The sequence below is a fragment of the Rhizobium sp. YJ-22 genome (assembly GCF_029601685.1).
Taxonomy (GTDB): domain Bacteria; phylum Pseudomonadota; class Alphaproteobacteria; order Rhizobiales; family Rhizobiaceae; genus Metarhizobium.
Map to the genome: position 1 here is coordinate 1 of NZ_JARRIR010000014.1, position 23184 is coordinate 23184.

Below are 23184 nucleotides of genomic sequence, written 5' to 3' on the forward strand. Positions count from 1 at the left end.
TCGCCGATCTCGACCTTGGAGGCAAAGGTGCCCTGCGCCCAGCCGGTCAGCGCCGCCAGCATCTGGCCGGTCTGGTTGCTATCGTCGTCGATCGCCTGCTTGCCGACGATCACCAGGCCGGGCTGTTCGGCGTCTGCGACGCCCTTCAGCAGCTTGGCGACGGCGAGCGGCTCGGCCGTCTCGTCGGTCTCGATGAGGATGGCGCGGTCGGCGCCCATGGCGAGCGCGGTGCGCAACGTTTCCTCGGCCTTGGCCGGGCCGATGGAGACGACGACGACTTCCGACGCCTTGCCGGCTTCCTTCAGCCGCAGCGCCTCTTCCACGGAGATCTCGTCGAACGGGTTCATCGACATCTTCACATTCGCAAGCTCGACGCCAGAACCGTCGCCCTTGACGCGGATCTTCACGTTGTAGTCAACAACGCGTTTGACCGGGACGAGAATTTTCATGGAATGCCTCCTGAATTCATTAACAAAGCGTGCGGAAACGCTCGACCATCACATCGAGAACCTCGCCGGGATCCCGCTTCCACCAATTTTGCGCCGAGAAAATCTCGACCTCGCAGGGGCCGGCATAGCCGGCGCTCTCGACACTGTTGCGGATCGCCCTGAGATCGGCGACGCCGTCTCCCATCATGCCGCGGTCGAGCAGCACGTCATGCGTATCGGCAAGCCAGTCGCAGAGGTGGTAGCCGAAAATCCGCCCTGCTCCGGCACGCTTTAACTGGGTATCGAGATCATTGTCCCACCAGACATGGTAGACATCGACGGCAATGCCGAGGTTCGGGGCGCCGATGGCATCGCAGATGTCGAGAGCGTCCCGCACCGTCGTCAGGCAGGAGCGATTGCCGGCATAGACGGGGTTCAGCGGCTCCAGCGCCAGTTTGACACCGCGCTCGGCCGCATAGGTCACGATCTCACCGACGCGGTCGGTGAGGATCTTCAGGCTTTCGGCCGTGCCTTTGGTGCCCGGATGCACGCCGCCGACCACGATGGTCAGCACCGCAGCACCAAGGCCGGCCGCCATGTCGATGGCGGCTTTCGCGCCGTCGATCACCGTCTGCCGGTCCATCGCCTCGGCGCCGACGAGGAACGGCGTCCGGCAGAGTCCTGCGACCGAAAGTCCGGCCGCCCGCGCCCGCGCTCCGATCTCCACCGCTCTTGAGCCGATTTCTCGGCGCCAGAAGACGATGGAACCGAAACCGCGTTCCGCGCAGGCATCGATCACCCGCTCCGGCGGCCACCCTGCCCCATGGCCATCGAGATTATGGCCGAGGCTCGCCGTATTGAGGGCAAGCGCCGAGTGATCGTTGCTGAAATCGCGCATCCCCTCAGGCTCCGTAGAGCGCGAGCAGCGTCTTCATGCGCTGGACGGCAAGCGCCGGATCGCGCAGCAGGCCGCATTGATCCGCCAGCCGGAAAATCTCTACGAAATAAGGCAGCGGCCGCATGGCCTGCGCCCCGTTCAGCATGACGAAATGATCCTGAAAACCATTCAGCCAGGCGAGGAAAACGACGCCAGTCTTATAGTATTGCGTCGGCGCGCGAAAAATCAGCCGGGCGAGCGGCACGGTCGGATCGAGCGTCGCGCGGAAGCCGGCGCTGTCGCCCGCGCCCAGCCGCTCCACGGCGTAGGCCGCCGCCGGCGCCAGCGGATCGAAGATGCCGAGCAGCGCATGGGAAAAACCTTGCGCGTCGCCTTCGATGAGTTCGGGATAGTTGAAATCGTCACCGGTATACATCTTCACGCCCGCCGGCAGACGGCGGCGCATGACGATCTCCTTCTCCTTGTCGAGCAGCGAAATCTTGATGCCGTCGACCTTGGCCGCATTCTCCTCGATGACGGCGAGCGCGGCCTGCATCGCCGGATCGAAATCGGCACCGCCCCAATAGCCGGCGAGCTGCGGATCGAACATGTCGCCCAGCCAATGCAGGACCACCGGCTCGTCGCAGGTTTTGAGTACATCCGAATAGACCCGGATGTAATCCTCAGGCCCCTTGGCGACGCGCACCAGGGCGCGCGAGGCCATGAGGATGAGCCGGCCGCCGAGTTTCTGGATGGCCTCCGCCTGTTCCAGATAGGCGCGGCGCACCTCGTCGAGGCTGGTGACCGTCGTCGGGTCGAGATGGTCGGTGCCGCAGCCATTGGCGACCAGCGCGTCGGGCAGTTCTTCCCGCGTGCGGCGGATCAGTTCGAGGGCGCCGGGCCAATCGAGGCCCATGCCGCGTTGCGCCGTATCCATGGCCTCGGCGATGCCGAGCCCAAGGCCGGCGAGATAGCGGCGGAATTCCATCGTCTTGCCCCAATCGACCGTCGCCCGACCGGAAGGATCGTTGGCGGTGAAGGGATCGGCGACGACATGGGCAGCGGAATAGACGACGCGGGCGGGATTTTTGCCGAGCGTGGCGGCGGCAATCGGCGTGCCCGTCAGGTGGTAATCGGAGCGGCGGCCATCGGTATCGGGAAGCGATATCTTCATGGGAAAACCTCAGAAGCGCGGGACGAGCATGCCGGCATCGGCCGGGATTGCCAGTCCGGTGGTGTAGGGCAGCCGCCCGGATGCCAGCGAGGCGATCAGGGTGCCGATGTCGTCGGGCTGGCCGACGCGGGGAAACAAGGTGAGGCCCTGCTCGGCCCGCTCGCGATAACTGTCGATGACCGGCGCGGTCATCTCGGTGGCGATGAGACCCGGCTGGACGTCGTAGACGGCGATCTCCTCGCGCCCGAGCCGCACGGCGAGCGTCTTCGAAACCATCGATGCCGCCGCCTTCGAGGCGCAATATTCCGCACGATGCTCGGCGGCGGCGACGGCATTCGACGAGGTGACGTTGACGATCGAATGGAACAGCGGCGGCCGCTTGCGCGACAGAAGCCGCCGGGCAAAAGCCTGGCTCAGGAAAAACAGGGCCTTGGCATTGACAGAAAGGCAACGATCCCAGCTTTCTTCCGAAACCTCCAGCAGGTCGCCGCGCCTGAGGACGCCGACGCCGGCATTGTTGACCAGTGTCGTCAAGGGGCCGAGTTTCTGCTCGATCCGTTCGAGGGCGGCGTCATGCTCGCCGATGGCGGTGACATCAAAGGGCGCAGCAACGGCCGGCACACCAAGCGCCGTAATGTGCGCGACGGCGGCGGACAGTTCCGCATCGTCAGCCGGACCGTTGACGGCAACGGCAAAACCTTCGCGCGCCAGCGCCTGCGCCACGGCAAAGCCGATGCCGCGCGACGAGCCGGTGACGAGCGCGACCGGGCGGGCGACGCTCATGCCCGTGCCCCCTTCTTCAGCAGTTCGCGCGCGATGATCATGCGCTGGATCTGGTTGGTGCCCTCGTAGATCTGGGTGATCTTGGCGTCGCGGTAGAGGCGTTCGACCTCGAAGCCTCGGATGTAACCGGAGCCGCCGAAAATCTGCACGGCATCGGCGGTGCGCTGCACGGCCATGTCGCCGGCAAAACATTTGGCGATGGAGCAGGCCTTGGTCGCATCCGCGCCGGCATCGATCTTCGAGGCGGCGGAATGGACGAGCAGGCGGGCGGCCTCGATATCCTTGGCCATGTCGGCGAGCAGCCATTGCACGCCCTGGAAATCGGATATCGTCTTGCCGAACTGTTTTCGCGTGCCGGCATAATCGAGCGCGGCCTCAAGGCCGGCCTGGGCGATGCCGACGGCCAGCGAGGCGATGCCGACGCGGCCCTTGTCGAGGACGGACATCATCATGTGGAAACCCCGGCCCTCCACGCCGAGCAGGGCGTCGGCCGAAAGGCGCACATCCGAAAAATTCAGCGCGCCGACCTGGCTGGCGCGCTGGCCCATCTTGTGTTCCTTCGGCCCCTTCTCGACGCCATCGGCATGCAGGTCGACGATGAAGATCGACATGCCGCGATTGCCGGCTTCCTTGTCGGTGCGCGCCAGAACGAAGCCGTAATCGGCGACCGGCGCATTGTGGATCCAGATCTTGCCGCCATTCAGCCGCCAGCCGTCGCCGTCGCGCACCGCCGTGGTGCGGATGCCGGAGACATCGGTGCCGGCTTCCGGCTCGGTGATGCAATAGGCGACCTTGGCGCGCATGCCGAGAATTTCCGGCAGCATCGCCTGCTGGCGTTCCGTGCCGTGGCGCACCAGCAGCGACGAGATCAGCTCGATCAGGCCGCACTGATCGGCGACGGAGGCATAACCGCGGCTCAGTTCCTCCATGACGAGGGCATAGGTCAGCGTGTCGAAACCCGGCCCGCCTAAGGCCTCCGGCACGCCGATGCCGAACAGGCCGAGCTTGGCCATCTCCTCATAGAGATCAGCCGGAAAGCGCTCCTCGCGGTCCAACTCCTCGGCCAGCGGCCGGATCGTTTCATCGGCAAAGGCGCGCGCCATCTCGCGCACCTGCTCCTGCGTTTCGGTGAGATACATCGCCCTCGGCTCCCATCTAGTAACTATCTGGTTACATACATTTGCAATACCGGAGCCGTCAAGACGGAAAAATCCGCGAGACCCAAGGAAGCCGCTTGCACGGGCGTTTGGCGCATGCTTATTATTCACTAATTGGTTACTTATGGAGGAAAATCATGCATCCTGGCGAAAAGAGGAAATTCGGCCGCACGGATCTGGAGGTCACCGCATTCGGCTTCGGCACCGCGCCGCTCGGCAATATTTTCCGCGAGGTCGACGAGGCGACGTCGCTAGCCATGTTCGACCGCGCCTGGGAGGCCGGCGTGCGTTTCTTCGACAGCGCGCCGATGTATGGCCACGGGCTGGCCGAGCTGCGCACCGGCCATGCACTACGCTGGAAGAAGCGCGACGATTTCGTCCTCGCCTCCAAGGTCGGGCGGCTTCTACGGCCGGCCAAGCGCGAGACCATCGACTTCGCGCCATGGGTGAATGCGGCGCCCTTCACCATGCATTTCGACTACAGCTATGACGGCACGATGCGGGCTTTCGAGGACAGCCTGCAAAGGCTGGGGCTGGAGCGGATGGACATGTGCTTCATCCACGATATCGACGTTTTCACCCGCGGCGACGCACAGCCAGAGGTCTTCGAGCAGGCCATGGACGGCGCCTGGCGGGCGCTGGAAAAGCTGCGGTCGGAAAAGCTGGTGAAAGCCATCGGCGTCGGGGTCAACGAATGGGAAGTCTGCCATGAAGCCCTGAAGCGTCACGATTTCGACTGCTTCCTGCTGGCCGGCCGCTACACCCTGCTGGAACAGGAGGCGCTCGATACCTTCCTGCCGCTGTGCGAGGCGCGCGGCGTCGCCGTCGTCGTGGGCGGCGGCTTCAATTCGGGTATCCTCGCCACCGGGGCAAAGGACGGCGCGAAATACAATTATGCGTCGGCGCCGCGCGATATTCTGGAAAAGGTCGCCAAGATCGAGGCGGTCTGCGCCGAATATGGCGTGCCGCTTGCCGCCGCCGCGCTGCAATTCGTCGTCGCCCATCCCGCCGTCCCCTCCTTCATGGCCGGCACGCGCACGGTCGAGCAGCTGGAGCAGAACCTCGCCTGGTTCGCTCACCCGATCCCGGCCGCCTTCTGGGCGGACCTCAAGCATAAGGGATTGTTGCGCGAGGATGCGCCCGTTCCCGCCTGACCATCCGTCCCCCGCGCGGCAGAACGCCCGTGCGGGGGCCAGGTTCTGATCACGCGCCGAAACGTGGGGGACGCTTCTGCCGATAGGCCGCAAGACCTTCCGAGAGGTCGACGGATGCGGCCGCGGCCGCACCGGCCAGCGCATCCACCACCCGCTCGTTTTCCTCGCCTTCGGCAGCATTGATCAGCATTTTCGTCAGTTCCGTCGCGCGCGGCGCGCGTTGCAGCACCCGAGCGGCGGCGGCTTCGGCCGCAATCTGCCCCTCGCCCGTCGCCACGACCTGATCGACCAGCCCGAGCGCCAGCGCCTGCTCGGCCGAATAGACCTCGCCGAATAGCGCCATGCGGCGAACAAGCTGGGCGCCAAAACGCCGCGCCGCCCGCTGGGTGCCGGACCAGCCAGGAATGATGCCGAGGCCGGATTCCGGCTGGCCGATCTTCACATGCGCTTCCGCGATGCGCAGGTCCGCACAGGCGGCAAGCTCCAGCCCGCCGCCGAGTGCATGCCCGTTCAGCACCGCGATCAGCGGCACGGTCAATCGCGCCAGCGCATTGAAGGCATCGTGACCGTCGCGCAGCCAGCGGCGCGAAAACGCCTCCGCATCGAGACGGCTCCACGCCTCGATATCGCCGCCGGCGCAGAACGACCGGCCGCCCTCGCCCGAGAGGATAGCGACGCGCGCATCCGACCGCTCGATGACGCGGCAGGCCTGCAGCAGCGCGTCGATCATGTCGGCATCGATGGCGTTCAGCTTTTCCGGGCGGCGCAGCGTCAGCCGGGCAATGCGGTTGTCGATGACGAGTTCGATCCGTGGATCGCTCACAGCGCCAACCCCATGATTTCCGGCCGGAACAGGGCAACGTCCATGGTCTTGAGCGTTTTGGAGACACCGAGCGGCGTGGCCGCCTGATCGAGGATATCGCGCTGGAGATCGAGACCCGGCGCAATCTCGGTGACGACAAGCCCCTTCTGCTCAAGCCGGATCACGCAGCGCTCGGTGACATAGGTGATATCCTGCCCCTGCGCGCGGGCGCGCTTGCCGGAGAAGCTGACCTGATCGACCTTGGGCACGAATTTGGCGATGCGGCCTTCCTTGTCGATGACGAGGCGGCCATCCTCGATGCGCATCTTCGCGCCGGCATTGAAATTGCCGGAAAACACGATCCGCTTTGCCCGCGAGGTGATATCGACGAACCCGCCGGCACCGGCGGTTCGATGCGGCGTCGCCGCCAGGCGGCTGACATTGACCGAACCTTCGGCATCGATTTCGAGGAAGGACAGCAGCGAACAATCGAAACCGCCGGCCTGGAAATAGCAGAACTGGTGCGGCGAGGCGACGAAGGCCTCGGCATTCGAGGCGCAGCCGAACTTGAAATCGAGCAGCGGCACGCCACCGACGGCGCCCTGCTCGATCACCCAGGTGATCTTGCCGTGAAGCCCTTCCTCGATGAGGATGCGCGGCACGTTGGCCGAGATGCCGAAGCCGATATTGACGGCCCAATCGGCTTTCAACTCCTGCGCTACCCGGCGCGCGATCACCTTGCCGACATCGAGCGCTGGCAGGCGGAAGGTTTCGAGCGGCCGAAACAGTTCCCCCGAAATCGCCGGATCATAGGGCGTTGCCGTGGTCTGCAACTGGTCGGGGGCCTCGACGATGACATCGACGAGGATGCCGGGAACCCGCACATCATGCGGGCGAAACGTGCCGCTGGCCGCCACGCGCTTGACCTGGGCGATGACCACGCCGCCGGAATTGCGGGCGGCGAGCGCCATTTCCATGGCGCCGAGCGTTGCGCCCTCGTGTTCGAAAGTCAGGTTGCCCTTCTCGTCGGCGGTGGTGGCGCGGATGATCGCCACATCCGGCTGCAGGGCCGGGAAATGCAGCCAGTCCTCGCCGGCGAATTCGACGCGTTTGACGAGCGGCTCCGCCCGCGCGCTGGCATTCATAGCGCAGCCGTCCTGGTCGGGATCGACGAAGGTTTCCATGCCGACCTTGGTGAGCACGCCGGGGCGCTTGGCGGCCCCCTCGCGCAGCATGTCGAAGACGATACCGGAGGGCACGTTCCAGGCGGCAAGCTCCTCTTTGAGGATCATCTGCCAGACGAGCGGCGGCTCGGCATTGCTGGGGCCGGAGGGATAGGAGCCGCCGATGATTTTTCTCAGCATGCCCGGCTTGGCGATGTGATCGACGCCCTTGGTGCCAAAAAAGTCGCCGGCGGCGATCGGATGGATGGAGGTGAGGCCGCGCGGATGTCCCTCGCGGTCGAAGCGCTCGCCGAGCGCCTTCAGCACCGCATCGGGGCAGCAGAGGCCCGAGGAAGAATTGACGGCGACGACCGCACCGTCCTTGACGAGTTTTGCCGCCTCTTGCGCGCTCTTCACTTTCCTCATCGCCGAAACCTCCGTTCGCCATTGCATTAAGTAACTAACTAGTTATACATTAAATGCGATAAGATCAATCCGTCGAACGCGATTTTCCATCGCGCCACCGGCCCGCCGGGCCAATGAAGGAGGAGGCATGAGCATCTATTTCCAGAAAAGTTTCCAGCGGGGCTTCGGCACCTATCCGCTGAAGGGAGACGATCTCAGGAATGCCATCGACGCGGCCATCGCCGCCGGTTACCGGGCGTTCGATACGGCGCAGATGTATGGCAACGAGGCCGAGACCGGCGCGGCGCTCGCCGCCTGCGGCGTGGCGCGCGGCGAACTCTGCATCACCACCAAGGTGCATCCCGACAATTACACCGAGGAGAAGTTCCTCCCCTCCGTGGAAGCCAGCCTAAAGACATTGCAGGTCGAGCGCGCCGACGTGCTTCTCCTGCATTGGCCGCCGGTCGGCGGCGATGTCGCCCCGTCGCTGCGCCTGCTGCAATCCGCAAGGGACAGGGGGCTTGCCGACGCCATCGGCGTGTCGAACTATACGGCGCAGATGATGCGGACGGCCCGCGCCGTTGTCGACGGGCCGCTGGTCACCAACCAGGTGGAGTTCCACCCGCTGCTCGACCAGAAAAAGCTGCTCGCCGCCGCGACGGAAACCGGCATTCCGCTCTCGTCCTATGCATCGGTGGCGCGCGGCGAGGTCTTCAAGCACAGGCTTTTTGCCGAGATCGGCAAGACCTACGGCAAATCCGCCGCCCAGGTGGTGGTGCGCTGGATCCTGCAGAAGGGCGTGCCGCTCAACACCATGTCGACCAAGCCGGAGAATATCCGCGCCAACTTCGAAATCATGGATTTCACCCTGTCATCCATCGACATGGACCGCATCGACGCCCTGACGGCGACCAACCACCGCATCGTCAGCACGGGGCTTCTGCCCTGGGTTCCCGAATGGGACTGATGCAAAAGGGCGGCCGCGAGGCCGCCCTTTCCATTTGGAATCGGATCAAGGCTCAGGCATTGCCGCGGATCATATCCGCCGCCTTCTCCCCGATCATGATCGTCGCCGCATTGGTGTTGGAGCCGACGAGGCTCGGCATGGTGGAACTGTCGCAGATGCGGATGCCGTCGAGGCCGTGGACGCGCAGGTGCGGATCGACCACCGACATCTCGTCGCGCCCCATCTTGCAGGTGCAGGTCGGATGATAGGAGGTGCGGCCATATTGGCGCGTATAGGCGATATAGTCTTCCTGCGTGCGCACGTTCCGGTCCGGGAAACGCAGCGTCTTGATGTATTTCTGCAGGGAGGGCTGGCTGAAGATTTCCTGGCTGATCTTCACGCCTTCGGCGGAGATCTTCACGTCCTCGGGATCATCGAGGAAATTCGGATCGATGACCGGCAGGTCGCGCGGATCGGCCGAGCGCAGCGTGACCGTCCCCCGCGATTTCGGCCGCAGCGTATAGGAATTCAGCGTGATGCCGGAGGCGCCCTTCGGCACGCTGGGGACGCCGGCTTCCGCGCCGGCACCGGCGAGGAAATGGAATTGCAGGTCGGGAGAGGGATTATCCCTGTCGCCATACCAGAAGGCGCCGCCCTCCACCACGTTCGAGGTGATCGGGCCGGAGCGGAACAGGGCATATTGAATGCCCGCCCAGAGCGACCAGTGCAGCCTGTTATATTTGTCGAGGCTGTCATGGTTCTTCAGTTCCGCGACGATATCGACGCCGAAATGGTCCTGCAGGTTCCGCCCGACGCCGGCCATGTCCTGCACGACGGCGATGCCATGCTTCTTCAGCGCGTCGGCCGGGCCGACGCCCGAGAGCATCATCAGTTTCGGCGTGCCGATGGCCCCGGAGGTCAGCAGCACCTCGCTCTCCGCCCGCGCCGTCATGCGGTTACCGCCGAGCTGATAGTCGACACCGACGGCCCGACGGCCCTCGAAGACGACGCGCAGGACGAGCGCGCCGGTGACGACCGTCAGGTTCGAGCGCTTCAGGGCCGGCCGCAGATAACCGACGGCGGCCGAGCAGCGGCGGTTGTCACGCGTCGTCGTCTGGTAGACGCCGGCGCCCTCCTGCACCGGGCCGTTGAAATCCGGATTGTAGGGAATGCCGAATTCCTGGCAGCTCTGCACGAAGGCCCGCGTCATGCGCTGCGGTTCCGGGATATTCGAGACGCCGAGCGGCCCGTCCGTCCCATGCCATGCGCCGGAGAGGATCGCATTGCCCTCCGAGCGCAAAAAGTATTTCTGGATGTCTTTAAAACCCCAGCCCTCGGCGCCCTCCTCGGCCCAGCGGTCGAAATCGGCGGGAACGCCGCGTGTAAACACCTCGGCATTGATGGAGGAGCCGCCGCCCAGCACCTTGGCCTGGGCGTAGAGGATCTCGCGGTTGTTGGCGTGTTTCTGCGGCGCGGTCTTCAGACCCCAGGTCAGCGGTCCTGTCGTCATCTTGGCGAAGCCGACGGGCATATGGATCAGCGGATTGGTATCGCGTCCGCCCGCCTCGATCAGGCAGACCTTTGCGGCCGGATTTTCCGAAAGTCGCGCCGCCAGCACACAGCCGGCGCTGCCGCCACCGACGATGACGTAATCATAGCCATCAGCCATCATGCGATCCAATGCCTGCGTTTGCCGATCTCGACATGAACGGATTTCACCTGCGTATACTCCTCCACGCCGTACATGCCGGCCTCGCGGCCCCAGCCGGATTGCTTGAAACCGCCGAGTGGCATTTCGGGACCGCCGGCCATGATGGTGTTGACCCAGAAGCGCCCGGCGCGAACCCGGCGGCTCACCGTCAGCGCCTTGTCGATATTCTTCGTCCAGACGCTCGCCGCAAGCCCGTAAACGGTGTCATTGGCAAGCTGGATGGCTTCTTCCACGGTATCGAAATGCATCGAGCACAGCACGGGGCCGAAAATCTCGTCCCGCGCGATGGCCATGTCACGGGACACGCCGGAGAACAGCGTCGGCGCGATATACTGGCCGCGACCGAGATCGAGCGCCTCGCCGCCGGCCAGCAGCGTCGCGCCCGCCGCCTTGCCCTTGGCGATATAGTCGAGGATCGTGGCGTTCTGCGCTTCCGTCGTGATGGCGCCGACCTGCGTCGCTTCGTCCAGCGGATCGCCGACGCGGATCCTGGCCATCTTCTCGGCGAGCAGCTTTTCGAATTCGGCGGCGACCGAGCGCTCGACGATCAGCAGCGAGGACGAGACACAGCACTGCCCGGTGTTGAAGCTGATGCCGAAGGCAGCGCCGTCTGCGGCGTCCTCCAGATCGGAATCGGCGAAGACGATGATCGGGTTCTTGCCCCCGAGCTCCAGGCCGAGTTTCTTGAAATTGCTGTCGGCAGCGGCGTGAACGCAGGAGCGGCCGACCGCCGTCGAGCCGGTGAAGGACAGCATGTCGACATCGGGATGCTCCGTCAGCGCCTGACCGATGACGCGGCCGGAGCCGGTAATCACATTGTAAGCGCCGGCCGGCAATCCGGCTTCGTCCAGCACCTCGGCCAGCAGCAGCGTGGTGGCGGAGGTGACTTCCGAGGGCTTCACCACCATGGTGCAGCCGGAGGCGAGGATGAAGGGCACCCGCTCGCACAGGATCAGGAAGGGGAAATTCCACGGCGTGATCAGGCCGACGACGCCGATCGGCTCGCGCAACACCATGCCGAACAGGTCGTCACCCAGCGAATTGAAGCTGTCGCCATGCAGCATGCGCGCAGCCCCCGCGCCCACCTCGAAGCAGGCGATGCAATGGTCGATCTCGCCGCGCGCCTGGGAAATCGGCTTGCCGTTTTCCAGCGTCTCCCAATAGGCGATCTCGTCGCGGCGGCGGCGCAGGATTTCGGCGGCACGCAGCAGGACGCTCGCTCGCGCCGCACCCGAGAGGCCCGACCAGCGGCGATCCTCGAAGGCGCGGCGCGCGGATGCGACGGCGGCGTCGAGATCGTCGACGGTGCAGCGGACCGTGCGAGTGACCGGCAGGCCATGGCCCGGCGAGGCCCGTTCGAAATGATCAGCCCCCTCCTTCCACTGGCCGTCGATAAAGAAGCCGAAGGTGCGGGCGGCGGCGGGGGGAGAAAGGAACGGGGTCTTCTGGTCCATCGGATAGCTCCACTTCAAAAATTTACGCCGCGACGGCGATCTGCGTCTTCAGGTCTTGCGGCCGGTCGGCCAGCGTTTCGAAAGCCTGCTGGATCCGCTCCAGCGGATAGCTTGCCTTCGTGAAATCGCCGATGCGGAAGCGGCCATGCGACAGCAGGGTCAGAGCGTCGTGCATATCCTCGCCCATGCCGGCGACGGAGCCCTTGAGGCTGCCCTCCTCGAGAACGGTGCGGAGAATATCGACCGGCAGCGTTTCGCCGGGCGGCGTGATGCCGAAAAAGGCGACATGGCCGCCGCGACGGGTCAGGTCGAAGGCCTGTTCGTAAAGCTTTTTGCTGCCGACGCTCTCGATCACCAGATCGGCGCCGCGCCCGTCGGTCATCCGGCGCACGGTTTCCTTGAGTTCGGCCGGGTCGGATACCGCCGCATCCGCACCGGCCTCAAGCGCCATGCGGCAACGCTCGGCCGAGAGATCGGCGACGATGATGGGAGCTGCGCCGACGAGCCGCATCATCTGCACATGCAGGTTGCCGATTGGCCCCGCCCCGAAGATGACGACCGATTGCCCGAACGTTACCCCTGCCTTTCGGGCGGCACGGACGACGCAAGCGACTGGCTCGGTCAGGACGAGAACGTCGTCGGCGATATCGGCCGTGACCGGGATTGCGAGGCGCGCCGGCACGGCGACATAGTCGGCAAAGGCCCCATCCCGGCCGATGCCGACCTGCGTGACCTCGGCGCAGTTCAGGACCTCGTTGCGCCGGCACCAGAAGCAGGCGCCGCAGCCGATATTGATATCGACCACGACCCGCGTGCCGATATCGAGATGGCGAACATTGGCACCGCGCTCCGCAATCGTTCCACAGAATTCATGGCCGGGAACCAACGGTAGCCGGTCGGCGGCATAATGGCCGTTGAAGATATGGATATCCGTGCCGCAGATGCCGGTGCGCGTCACCTTGACCAGCACATCCTCCGGGCCGATCTCGGGCAGGGGGACGTCACGAAGTTCGAAGCGTTTCGGTGCGGTGAGGACGGCGGCACGCATGGTGGTCATCGAAGCCGTCTCACTTCACGGTGCGCAGCTTGGCGCGGTCGATGGTCAGCGCGATGGCGACGATCAGCACGATGCCGAACACCATCTGCTGGCGGGTCGCATCGATCTCGAAATAGAGCATCGAGGCGCGAATGACGGCGACGATCAGCGTGCCGACCACCGTGTTCACCACGCCGCCGACACCGCCGGTCAGCGGCGTGCCACCGACCAGCACCGCGACGATGGCCGGCAGCAGGAACCCGTTGGCAATCGTCGGCGCGCCGCCGGAGAGCTTGACGGCAAACATCAGGCCGGCGATCGCGGCGAGCGCCCCGGAGATGGCGAAGGCGAGGATCTTGTAGCGCGCCACGTTGAGCCCCGATGCGGCGGCGGCAAGCTCGCCGGCCCCCACGGCCTTCAGTGCGCGGCCGAGTGTCGTGCGGCGCTCGATGAACAGGCACAGCGCTACCAGCACGGCGGCGATCAGCAGTTCATGCGGCACGCCGAAACTGCGGCCGATCATCCAGCCGAAGGTGTCGTTGCGCTGGGCCGCGTCCATATTGAGCGCCCGCTGGCCGGAGAGCCATTGCGCAATCGAGAAGGCGATGCCGCCGACGGCGAGCGTCGAGATGAAGGACGGCACGAAAAGCCTTGTCGTCACATAGCCCGAGAGCATGCCCAGAAGAAAACCCGAGGCCACGCAGAGCACGGCGACCCAGGCGCCCATCGAGGCGAGATAGACGGAGGCGATCACCGTCACCATATTGGCCATCGACTGGGCCGAGAGATCGATGCCGCCGATATAGATGGCGAAGGTCAAGCCCAGCGCCATGATGAACAGCGGCACGATATCGCCCGCGAGACCGAGCAGATTTGACGGGCGCAGAAATCCGGGATCGGTGATGCCGACGATGGCGACGAGCACGACCAGCGTGATCCAGGGCAAATGCGGCTTGAGGCGCTGAATATCCATCTTGTCCCTCAGATCATGTAGTGCAGTAGGTCGAAGGGCGTCGGCTTGGCACCCGGCTCGCAGGGAAACTGCTTCTGGATGCGCCCGTCCTTGACGACGATGATGGTGTGCGACAGGCCGATGGCCTCCTCCAGCGTATCGGCGACCAGCACGATGCCGACGCCAGCCGCGCTCATGGCGCGGATCATGTCGTAGACATCCTCCTTGGCGCCGATATCGAGGCCGCGCGTCGGATGGTCGAGCAGCATGATATCGGAGCCGCCCGACCGCCATTTGGCGAGCACGACCTTCTGCTGATTGCCGCCGGAGAGGTTGCCGCAATCGGCGAATTCGGAATGCGCCTTGATCGACAGTTTCTTGATCCAGTCGCGCGCCAGCGCCCGCTCCTGCGCCACCCGCAGCACGCCGCCGCCGGAATGGTTCTTCATCTGCGAAAGCGTCATGTTCTCATAGACGTTCATGCCGGCGACGATGCCCTCGATCTTGCGCTCGCGCGGGACATAGCCGACACCATGGGCAACGGCCTGGCGCGGGGTGAAACCGGTGGCATCCGCGCCCTTGATGCGCAGGCGCCCGGCGGTCGCCGTCAGCATGCCATAGATGATGCGCAGGATCGCCTCGCGGCCGGAGCCTTCCGTTCCGACAAGGCACAGGACTTCGCCGGCATGCAGCTTCAGCGAGATGTCCCTGATGCGGCCGGGAAGGCCGATGCCGTCCATCTCGACCAGCACCTTGGCGTCATCATAGGGCTTCTGCAGATGCTCACGGTAATATTGCTTGTCGACGTTGCGCCCGACCATCTTGTGCTGGATGGCTTCGGCCGTCGCCCCGCCGCGCTCGACCACGTCGACCACCTCGCCGTCTTTCATCACGTAGATGCGGTCGGAGAGATCCATGACCTCGTCCATGCGGTGCGAGACGAAGATGAAGGAGGCGCGGGTCGTCAGTTCGCGCACCAGCTTGAACAGCAGTTGCACCTCTTCCTTAGAGAGTACCGACGTCGGTTCGTCGAGCAGGATGACGAGATCGCCGTCGACCCGCTCCTCCAGGGTCAAGACCTTGGCAAGCTCGACGAGCTGGCGCTGGGCGAAGGAGAGTTTCGACGTCACCATTGCGGGATCGATGTCGAGCTTCACCTTGGCGAGCTGCGCCTTGGCGGCCCGCGCCATCGCCTTCCAGTCGACGACGCCGAAGCGCACGAATTGCCGCTCGTAACCGAGAAAGATGTTCTCCATGACGGTCAGGTTGGGGATCAGCGATTGCTCCTGGAACACCATCCCGATGCCCTTTTCCATCGCCTGGCGGGGATTGGAAAACTTGACCGGCGCACCTTTGATCAACACCTGGCCGCCATCCGGCTGATAGGCGCCGTAGATGACCTTCATCAGGGTGGATTTGCCGGCGCCGTTCTCTCCGACCAGGCCGACGATCTCGCCGCGCCGGATTTGGAAATCGATGGCTTTCAGCGCGTGGACGCCGGGGAATTTCTTGTCGACCGCTTTCAGTTCGTACATGGCGCGCCTCACTTCACGAAGGAAACCATCTTGCGGTCGGTCGACAGCACGACGGCAAGGATGACGAGGATACCGAGCACGCCGGCCTGGATGAAATCGGGCAGGCCGATAACGACCATGCCGTTATCGATGACGCCGACGATCAGCACGCCGACCAGCGCATTCCACACGCCGCCGATGCCGCCCCACAGCGCCACGCCGCCGACGACCACCGAGGTGATCGAGACGAACATGAAATTCGCACCCGTCACCGATTCCGCCTGCCCGATGCGGGCGACGACCAGAATGGCCGCGATGGCATAGAAGATACCGGCCAGCGCAAAGCCGGTGACGCGGACGCGGGTGACGTTGAGACCAGAGGCATGCGCCAGATCCTCACCGCCGCCAACCGCATAGAAATTGCGCCCGAGCGTCGTGTGCGTCTGGATGAACCAGGCGACCAGCAAGAAGAAGGCCGCGACATAGACCATGAGCGGAAAGCCGAGCCAGCGCACCGTCAGCAGGCCGCGAAAGCTTGCATCGCCGACCTTGACGATATCGCCACCGGTCAGCAGCACGGCCGCCCCCGTGCCGACGAAGCCGATGGCGAGGCTTGCCATGAAGGACGGTATTTTGAGTTTCACATGCACGAGCCCGTTGAGAAGCCCGATCAGGCCGCCAAGCGCGATGACCAGCGGGATCGCGACCCAGCCGAGGCCGCCGAGCGATCCGCCGAGCCAGGCAAAGATGAAGGCGAAGGCGACCGCCGTCAGCGACACTGTTCCCTCCATCGAAAGATCGATCGAGCCCATGATGATAATGAAGGTCACGCCGATGGCGACCATCAGCGCCGGCGCCGCCGCGATCGCGATGCGGGCGAAATTCCTCAGCGAGAAGAATGTCGGATTGAGCGCCGTGAAAAAGATCACGAGTGTCAGCAGCACCAGAAACGGCGCCCATTTGATCAAGGTTTCGCGCGATAGGCGACGTGTCACGTCAGACATCCCTCTTCAGGAATTTCTCGGGGAAAGCGGCGGCAGCACAGGCGGCTGCCGCCCTGGAGCATTGCCAACCGAAGCGGAACCGCTTCGGCGTCGGGATAATGCGGTAAGAACAAAAACCGGGAGCGTCCCAGCCAAATCAGGCCTTGTACTGGATCTGGCCGTTCGACGGCCCCCAGAAATCCTTCCAGTCGTAGGCTGGCACGGAATCGAGATACTTCGCCTTGAAATCCGCTGCATCCTTGGCGGTGACAAGGATCGTCGGACCATAGAATTCGCGGTGTTCCTTCGGCTCGGCGGACGGTTTGAAGGTGCCGATGGCGGCATGATAGGCAAGCGCCGCGCTGATGCCGCCGCCCCAATGCGGATTGGTGAAGACGGTTGCCAGCAACTGGCCGTCCATCACCATCTTCACCGCCTCCGGGTTGCCGTCATAGGAAACGATCGGCATGTTCTCGATACCCTCGGCGCGCAACGCCTCGATGACGCCATAGGCGATGTTGTCGTTGGCGCAATGCACGCCCTTGATCTTGTCGCCGTAGCGGGTCAGGAACGAGGACATCAGGGCCGCGCCCTTCTGGGTGTCCCAATCGGCCGGCTGCGCATCGAGCAACTCGATCTTCGGGAAATCCTTCAGCGCGTTCTTGAGACCGGCAAGGCGCTCGACGGCCGGGTTGTTGGCGGCGATGCCGCCGAGATGCACGACGCCGCCTTCGCCGCCCATGGCCTCGAAGAGGATACGGGCGGTCTGTTCGGCCGGCTTCTCGTCCGACCAGGTCATGTGGGAGACGTAGTTGTCGCCGAAATCCCAGGGATGCAGGTCGTCCGTCTTGTTCCAGATGGTCGAGATATAGGCGCCGGCCGCCTGCACCGCCTCGACAACGGGGCGGGCATTCGGGCTGTCGTTGGGATCGCAGGCGATCGCGCAATTGCCGTTGTTCTTGGCGAGGAAGGCCTTGATGTCGGCCAGCGACTTTTCGGTCGAGCCTTCGTTGATCAGGCTGACCAGCGCGCTCTTCGGCTTGCCGAGCGACTCCACGAAAGCCTCGCCGCCGGAGACGACCGAGTTCCAGTAGGCCGAGGCCCGGTCGCGGTAGCTCCAGGCGATCGCCGGATCGGTCAGCGCCGCCCGCGCCGCGCCGTTGGCGAACAGGCCGGGCACGGCCGCAGCACCGAGACCGGCTGCCGCCGCAAACAGAAAATTGCGACGGCTGACCGTCTCGCGTTCGATGAAATCCTTGATAAAGGTCGACATTGGTTCCTCCCCAAAATCCGCGATTGAATTGCATCCGCGTTACGGCCGGCCTGATGCCCTGCAAGCGTCTCCCACGCCGCTTAACGCACTAACTAGTTACTTCTTTATTTTTACGCAAGTCAAGTGCTTTTCCATGCGGCGCCGGGTGCGATGTGCGACAACTGGCTTTGACGCACGCCGATCCATGCGTGTATGACTCCGACGACAGACATACCGACCCCGGCAAAGGACAGGCCTGAGCATGATGACCGACCAGACAGAAAAACCGGGACGCAAACCACGAATCCGCGATGCCGAAGCCACCAAGGCCCGCATTCTCGAAGCGGCGAAAAAAGAGTTTGCGAAGAATGGCTTGGGCGGTGCGCGGGTGGACGACATCGCCGAAAAGGCCAAGGCGAACAAGCGGATGATCTACCACTATTTCGAGAGCAAGGAAGGCTTGTTCCAGACCGTGCTCGAGGAGGCTTACCTCGACATTCGCAGTGCCGAGCAGAAGCTGAATCTGGAGGATCTGGATCCCACCACCGCGCTCGAAAGGCTGGTCCGCTTCACATGGGAATACTACCTCAGGAATCCGGAATTCCTGACGCTGGTCAACAGCGAGAACCTGCATCGGGCGAAGCATTTGAAGAAATCGGAGATCGTCAAATCCTCCAGCCGCAAGCTGGTCGGCATGGTCTCGGATATCCTTGAGCGTGGCGTCAAGGCAGGCGTCTTCCGCCACGGCATTGATCCCGTGCAACTCAACATCACGATCGCCGCCGTCGGATACTACTATCTGACCAACCGCTTCACCGGTTCGATCATTTATGAGCGAGACCTTATGGCCAAGGAAGCCCTGGAGGAGCGCATCCGGTTCAACATCGAAACGATCATGCACCTGGTCGCGGCTTGATATCGGCCCTCGGTCCAAACCTGGCAGCCGCCGATGCGCCCGATCTCACGGGCAATGCATTGGCGGTCCCGCACCCGCAAGCCCGGTGACGAGGACGCGACTATCGTGTGTCTTGCGCAGACCGCAAGCAGCCCGAGCATCCGCCGAGACCGTCGCGGATCGCATCGATGATCCCGTCAGCACGGTCGGACGTCAACGCACGCGGCGCCGCTGCCTCCTTTTCCCGGCAATACACCCGGAAGCCTGCTTGTTACGCCCGCTGGGTCTTCTTTTGCGCCAGAAGGACAAGTCCCGCGATGACAACCGTTCCGACGATGAAGAGGAATGCGGCGGCGGCAATCGCAGGGCTGATGTTCTCTCTGATCGTCGAGAACATCTGGCGAGCGACGGTTCGCTGGTTGGGCCCTGCGACGAAAAGGGTCAGAACCACTTCATCCAGCGAGGTGGCGAAGGCAAATACCGCGCCGGAGACGATCCCCGGCATCGCCAGAGGCAACGTCACCTGCTGGAGAACGACAGCGGGGGACGCGCCCAGACTCGCGGCCGCATTCTCCAGGCGACGGTCGATGCCCTGAAGTGCTGCCGTCACATTGACCACCACGAATGGGATGGCAATGACCGTATGGGCGATGATGACGCCCACATAGGTATTGGCAAGCCCGTACTGAGCGAACATCAGCTGCATGCCGACCCCGAGAACGACGGCAGGAACGACCATCGGCAGCAGGAAGGCGGTGCGGAAGAAACTGAAAAACAGCGATGCCGAGTTTCCACGCAGGCCAAGCGCAGCAATCGTTCCAAGGACGGTCGCCAGGATCGTCGTGCCACAGCCGATCACCAGACTGTTCAGGATCGACCGGCGCCAGGCGTTGGCCGTGAACAGCTCATGGAACCATCGGAAGGAGAACCCGGGGATCGGGTAGTTCAGGAAGATGCTGTCCGTGAACGCGAGCGGGAGGATGGCGAACAGGGGCGCCATCAGGAAAATGACGACCGCCGTCCCGAAGACTGCCTTGCTGACGGGAAGTGTTTTCATGTGCGCACCTCCTCAGAGGACAGACGGAGATAGACGACGTAGAGGATCATGGTCGCGGCCAGGAGCACGATGCCCAGAGCCCCGGCCATGCCCCAGTTTGCAGCACCGGTTGCGTAATAGGCGATCACCGAGCTGATCATCTGGTCCTTTGCGCCGCCGATGAGCGCGGGCGTGATGTAGTAGCCGAGAGCACTCATGAACACCAGGAGCGCGCCGGAGACGACGCCGCGCAGACTGAGCGGCAGAAGCACCAGGAGGAAAGCTCTGATCGGGTGGGCGCCAAGCGATGCGGCGGCGGGCATCAGGTTCTTGGGGATGCCGATCAGGACGCTGAAGATCGGCAGCACCATGAACGGCAGCAGGACGTGCGTCATCGCGATCACGACCCCAAGCCTGTTGAAAATCAAGGGCACCGGCCCGTTCGTCAAACCCAGCGTCTGCAGCGTGAGGTTGATCAAGCCGTTATCCTGCAGGATGATGTACCAGGCCGCCGTTCGCACCAGCAGCGAGGTCCAGAGCGGGAGGAGCACGGCGCCAAGAAGAAGCTGACGCTTCCAGCCCGTCGTCGAAGCCGCGACCATCGCGAACGGAAGCCCGACCGCGATGCAGCAGAGGGTCACGATGCCCGCCATGATCATCGTGCGGAACAGGGTGGTGCGGTTGGCGGACGTGCCCTCCGGCGCATCGATGATATCGCCGTTGGCATCGCGCTGGAGATCGACGGCGGCGAGCAGGTTGCGATCGGTCAGAGACGCTCCCGCCGCATCCTGAACCGCGACCCAGAAACCGGGATCGGACCAGCGCCTATCGACAGAGACGAGATCGCTGAGGTTCGGGTCCTCGATCACGGCGTTGCGTGTCTTCGTCATCAGGGTGCGGAAGCCGGATTTCGCACTGTTCAGGCGGCGTACCAGGTCACCGAAAAGCTCGTCGTTGCTGACGTTCCTGATGTCGTTCGCCAGAGCCTGCTGAGCCTCCACAGGCGGAGCGCCTTCACGATCCCAGCCATCCAAGGCCGCCGATACGGTCGGCAATGCAATCGAAGCAACCGGATCGGACACCGCCGTCTTCATCATCGTGACCAGGGGAGCCACGAAGAAGAACGCCAGGAAAAGAGCGAGTGGCGCAATGAGCGCGAAGGATGTGATGCGTTTCGAGAGCCGTGGCTGCCGGGTCATGAAACGATCCAGCATTGTTCGGGGCTGAACGACGCGATGATCTCCTGCCCGACTTGCGGGGCGACGGCCTTGCGCGTGGCCTTGACGACAAACGACCGGTGACCGGAATCGACGAGAACCTGAAGGTGGTCGCCGTGGTAGACGATATCGGTCACCCGCACCTTCAATTCGTTTTGCCCGTCGCCCGGCGAATCAAGCTCTATGCGCTCCGGGCGAACCGAAACCTTCACGTGCTGTCCAGGCTCCTGAGTCGTGGCGGATGCAACGCTGATCGGCTGGCCGCCATCCAGGATGACGTTCAGGACACCGTTCGAGCTGGAAGCAACCTTTCCGCCGAGCAGATTGGTCTCACCAATGAACTCGGCCACGAACTGGGTCTTTGGGCGGTCATAAATCTCTGAAGGCCTGCCGATCTGTTCAATCTTCCCATGATTGAAGATCGCGATACGGTCGGACATCGTCAGGGCTTCCGTCTGATCGTGCGTCACGAAGACGATGGTGAGGCCCAGGCGGTGATGAATATCGCGGATATCCATCTGCATCTGCTCGCGCAGCTTCTTGTCGAGTGCGCCCAGCGGTTCGTCCATGAGGACCACTTCCGGTTCGAAGACCAGGGCACGCGCCAGCGCGACGCGCTGCTGCTGGCCACCGGAGAGCTGGATCGGCTTGCGCTCATGGAAGGCGCCCAGTTGCACCATGTCGAGGGCCTTGGTGACACGCTCGACGATTTCGCTCCTGGACGCTCCCCGCATCTTGAGCGGAAACGCCACGTTGTCCGCAACGGACATATGAGGAAACAGAGCGTAGTTTTGAAAGACCACGCCCATGTTTCGCTTATGCGGCGGCAGCGCGTCCACGCGCTTGCCACCGACGGAAATCGCGCCGCTGGTCGGGTTTTCGAAGCCTGCCAGCATCATCAGAAGCGTCGTCTTGCCGGACCCGGATGGTCCGAGCATGCTGACGAATTCTCCCCTGCCAATAGACAGGTCGAGATTGTCAACGACGGTCACGATGCCGAACGCTTTGCTGACCTTGTCGAAATGTATGAATGCGTCGCTCATCATGACCTACGTTCGTTTGGATAACGCAACCTACCCCTCTCACATGCAAAGGATATTCCGTTGCCCGCCGAAAGCAGGCAACGGAAGTCGAGGCATGAGAATGCCGGCACTTACTGAGCGAGCCAGGCGTTGAAGCGCTGCGTCAACTCTTCCGAGTTGTCGGTCCAGAAGTCGACATCGAGCGGGATGGCGCCGCTGATGTTCTCCTCGGTGGTCGGAAGTTCCTTCTGGAACTGTTCCGGCACAAGCTTGGTCGCGCCGAGGTTCGGCAGGCCATATGCGATGAATTCGGGAAGCTTGGCCTGGTTCTCAGCCTTGCTGGCATAGGCGATGAAATCCATGCCTGCGTCCTTGTTCGGGCTGTCCTTCAGGATGACCCAGCTGTCGATGGCGTAAACGCTGCCCGGGAAGACGAAGCCGAACTTCTTGCCTTCGGTCCGGTTGATGCCGCTGATACGACCGTTATAAGCGGAGGTCATGACGACCTGGCCGGACGACAGGAGCTGGAGCGGCTGCGCACCGGCATCCCACCAGATGATGTCGGCCTTCAGCGCGTCGAGCTTCTTGAATGCCCTGTCGACACCGCCTTCGCCGCTCAAGACCTTGTAGACCTGATCAGCGGGAACGCCGTCGGCCATAAGGGCGAATTCGAGGGCGTATTTCGGGCCCTTGCGAAGGCCGCGCTTTCCGGGGAACTTCTTCGTATCCCAGAAATCGGCCCAGGTCTTCGGACCGTCCTTGAGCTTGTCGCCATCGTAGGAAAGGCCGGTCGACCAGACGATGTTGCCGACGCCGCAATCGCTGACGGCTGCGGGAAGGTATGCGGCCTTGCCGCCGAGCTTGTCCCAATCGATCTTTTCATAGATGCCGTCGGCACAACCGAGCGCCAGTTCTTCGGCTTCGACTTCGACGACATCCCAGTTCGGAACGCCAGCCTTCACCTTCGCCTGGAGAACGCCGTAACCACCATCCCAGCTTTCATCGAGAACCGGCTTGCCGGTCTGCGCTGCGAAGGGTTCGAAGAAGATTTTGCGCTGAGCATCCTGGAAATTTCCGCCCCACGACACCACGGTCAGATCGCGGGCCTGCGCACCGAAACCGCCTGCCATCAGGACGGTGGATGCAATGATAGTCGCCTTGAAAATATTCATCGGAAGCTCCCCTTGATGTTGTCGATCAGCCACTAGGAAAGCACGTTTCGG

The 23184-nt window shown here is 63.5% G+C and carries 21 protein-coding genes; 3 read left to right on the plus strand and 18 right to left on the minus strand.

Going from position 1 to position 23184, the window contains the following annotated elements:
* The 5 genes from P7F60_RS25055 to P7F60_RS25075 form a co-directional block, all read right to left on the minus strand.
* Positions 1-449 (minus strand): electron transfer flavoprotein subunit beta/FixA family protein (locus tag P7F60_RS25055; protein ID WP_277920431.1); only part of this gene is annotated, 449 nt, incomplete at its 3' end.
* Between the two features lie 19 nt (positions 450-468).
* The gene (locus P7F60_RS25060; RefSeq protein WP_277920432.1) at positions 469-1326 is read right to left on the minus strand and encodes a sugar phosphate isomerase/epimerase family protein; all 858 of its coding nucleotides are present in this window, start codon (positions 1324-1326) and stop codon (positions 469-471) included.
* Between the two features lie 4 nt (positions 1327-1330).
* The gene (locus P7F60_RS25065) at positions 1331-2479 is read right to left on the minus strand and encodes a dihydrodipicolinate synthase family protein (protein ID WP_277920433.1); all 1149 of its coding nucleotides are present in this window, start codon (positions 2477-2479) and stop codon (positions 1331-1333) included.
* 9 nt (positions 2480-2488) lie between these two features.
* Positions 2489-3262: a 3-ketoacyl-ACP reductase gene (locus tag P7F60_RS25070; RefSeq protein ID WP_277920434.1), complete on the minus strand. Its 774-nt coding sequence runs from the start codon at positions 3260-3262 to the stop codon at positions 2489-2491.
* Positions 3259-4401 carry an acyl-CoA dehydrogenase family protein gene (locus P7F60_RS25075; protein WP_277920435.1) on the minus strand — a complete coding sequence of 381 codons (1143 nt, stop codon included), beginning with the start codon at positions 4399-4401 and terminating at the stop codon, positions 3259-3261. The genes P7F60_RS25070 and P7F60_RS25075 overlap by 4 nt, the downstream gene beginning before the upstream one ends.
* A gap of 155 nt (positions 4402-4556) precedes the next feature.
* Between P7F60_RS25075 and P7F60_RS25080 the strand changes: the two genes are divergently transcribed.
* Positions 4557-5573 (plus strand): aldo/keto reductase, encoded by a 1017-nt coding sequence (locus P7F60_RS25080; RefSeq protein ID WP_277920436.1) that lies wholly within the window; start codon positions 4557-4559, stop codon positions 5571-5573.
* A 49-nt stretch (positions 5574-5622) separates the two neighbouring features.
* Here the strand turns inward: P7F60_RS25080 and P7F60_RS25085 are convergent, their stop codons facing one another.
* Together P7F60_RS25085 and P7F60_RS25090 are read right to left on the minus strand one after the other, a co-directional pair.
* Positions 5623-6396: an enoyl-CoA hydratase/isomerase family protein gene (locus tag P7F60_RS25085; protein ID WP_277920437.1), complete on the minus strand. Its 774-nt coding sequence runs from the start codon at positions 6394-6396 to the stop codon at positions 5623-5625.
* Positions 6393-7964 carry an acyl CoA:acetate/3-ketoacid CoA transferase gene (locus P7F60_RS25090; RefSeq protein WP_277920438.1) on the minus strand — a complete coding sequence of 524 codons (1572 nt, stop codon included), beginning with the start codon at positions 7962-7964 and terminating at the stop codon, positions 6393-6395. Before P7F60_RS25090 ends, P7F60_RS25085 begins: the two co-directional genes overlap by 4 nt.
* Before the next feature lie 127 nt (positions 7965-8091).
* On the opposite strand from P7F60_RS25090, the gene P7F60_RS25095 reads away from it, so the two are divergent.
* Positions 8092-8910 (plus strand): aldo/keto reductase, encoded by an 819-nt coding sequence (locus P7F60_RS25095; protein ID WP_277920439.1) that lies wholly within the window; start codon positions 8092-8094, stop codon positions 8908-8910.
* A gap of 52 nt (positions 8911-8962) precedes the next feature.
* Here the strand turns inward: P7F60_RS25095 and P7F60_RS25100 are convergent, their stop codons facing one another.
* The 7 genes from P7F60_RS25100 to P7F60_RS25130 form a co-directional block, all read right to left on the minus strand.
* A complete protein-coding gene (locus P7F60_RS25100) occupies positions 8963-10558 on the minus strand; it encodes a GMC family oxidoreductase N-terminal domain-containing protein (protein ID WP_277920440.1) in 1596 nt (531 codons plus the stop codon).
* Positions 10558-12054: an aldehyde dehydrogenase family protein gene (locus P7F60_RS25105; protein ID WP_277920441.1), complete on the minus strand. Its 1497-nt coding sequence runs from the start codon at positions 12052-12054 to the stop codon at positions 10558-10560. Before P7F60_RS25105 ends, P7F60_RS25100 begins: the two co-directional genes overlap by 1 nt.
* Positions 12055-12076: 22 nt before the next feature.
* A complete protein-coding gene (locus P7F60_RS25110; RefSeq protein ID WP_277920442.1) occupies positions 12077-13111 on the minus strand; it encodes an alcohol dehydrogenase catalytic domain-containing protein in 1035 nt (344 codons plus the stop codon).
* 10 nt (positions 13112-13121) lie between these two features.
* Entirely contained in the window at positions 13122-14063 is a 942-nt protein-coding gene (locus P7F60_RS25115) for an ABC transporter permease (protein WP_277920443.1), read from the minus strand.
* Positions 14064-14071: 8 nt separating this feature from the next.
* Entirely contained in the window at positions 14072-15577 is a 1506-nt protein-coding gene (locus P7F60_RS25120; RefSeq protein WP_277920444.1) for a sugar ABC transporter ATP-binding protein, read from the minus strand.
* Positions 15578-15585: 8 nt separating this feature from the next.
* Positions 15586-16560: an ABC transporter permease gene (locus P7F60_RS25125; protein ID WP_277920445.1), complete on the minus strand. Its 975-nt coding sequence runs from the start codon at positions 16558-16560 to the stop codon at positions 15586-15588.
* Positions 16561-16696: 136 nt separating this feature from the next.
* Positions 16697-17812: a sugar ABC transporter substrate-binding protein gene (locus tag P7F60_RS25130; RefSeq protein WP_277920446.1), complete on the minus strand. Its 1116-nt coding sequence runs from the start codon at positions 17810-17812 to the stop codon at positions 16697-16699.
* Positions 17813-18056: 244 nt separating this feature from the next.
* Here P7F60_RS25130 and P7F60_RS25135 point away from each other — a divergent pair, with 244 nt between their 5' ends.
* Positions 18057-18707, plus strand: coding sequence for a TetR/AcrR family transcriptional regulator (locus P7F60_RS25135; RefSeq protein WP_277920538.1), 651 nt, complete (start codon positions 18057-18059; stop codon positions 18705-18707).
* A 250-nt stretch (positions 18708-18957) separates the two neighbouring features.
* Here P7F60_RS25135 and P7F60_RS25140 read toward each other — a convergent pair whose 3' ends face one another.
* The 4 genes from P7F60_RS25140 to P7F60_RS25155 all read right to left on the minus strand — a co-directional run bounded on the left by P7F60_RS25140 (position 18958) and on the right by P7F60_RS25155 (position 23133).
* A complete protein-coding gene (locus P7F60_RS25140) occupies positions 18958-19743 on the minus strand; it encodes an ABC transporter permease (protein WP_277920447.1) in 786 nt (261 codons plus the stop codon).
* Positions 19740-20921 carry an ABC transporter permease gene (locus tag P7F60_RS25145; protein WP_277920448.1) on the minus strand — a complete coding sequence of 394 codons (1182 nt, stop codon included), beginning with the start codon at positions 20919-20921 and terminating at the stop codon, positions 19740-19742. Before P7F60_RS25145 ends, P7F60_RS25140 begins: the two co-directional genes overlap by 4 nt.
* Positions 20918-21982 carry an ABC transporter ATP-binding protein gene (locus P7F60_RS25150; protein WP_277920539.1) on the minus strand — a complete coding sequence of 355 codons (1065 nt, stop codon included), beginning with the start codon at positions 21980-21982 and terminating at the stop codon, positions 20918-20920. Before P7F60_RS25150 ends, P7F60_RS25145 begins: the two co-directional genes overlap by 4 nt.
* A gap of 110 nt (positions 21983-22092) precedes the next feature.
* Complete coding sequence (locus P7F60_RS25155; RefSeq protein WP_277920449.1) at positions 22093-23133, minus strand: ABC transporter substrate-binding protein; 1041 nt, start codon at positions 23131-23133, stop codon at positions 22093-22095.
* Positions 23134-23184 lie beyond the last annotated feature (51 nt).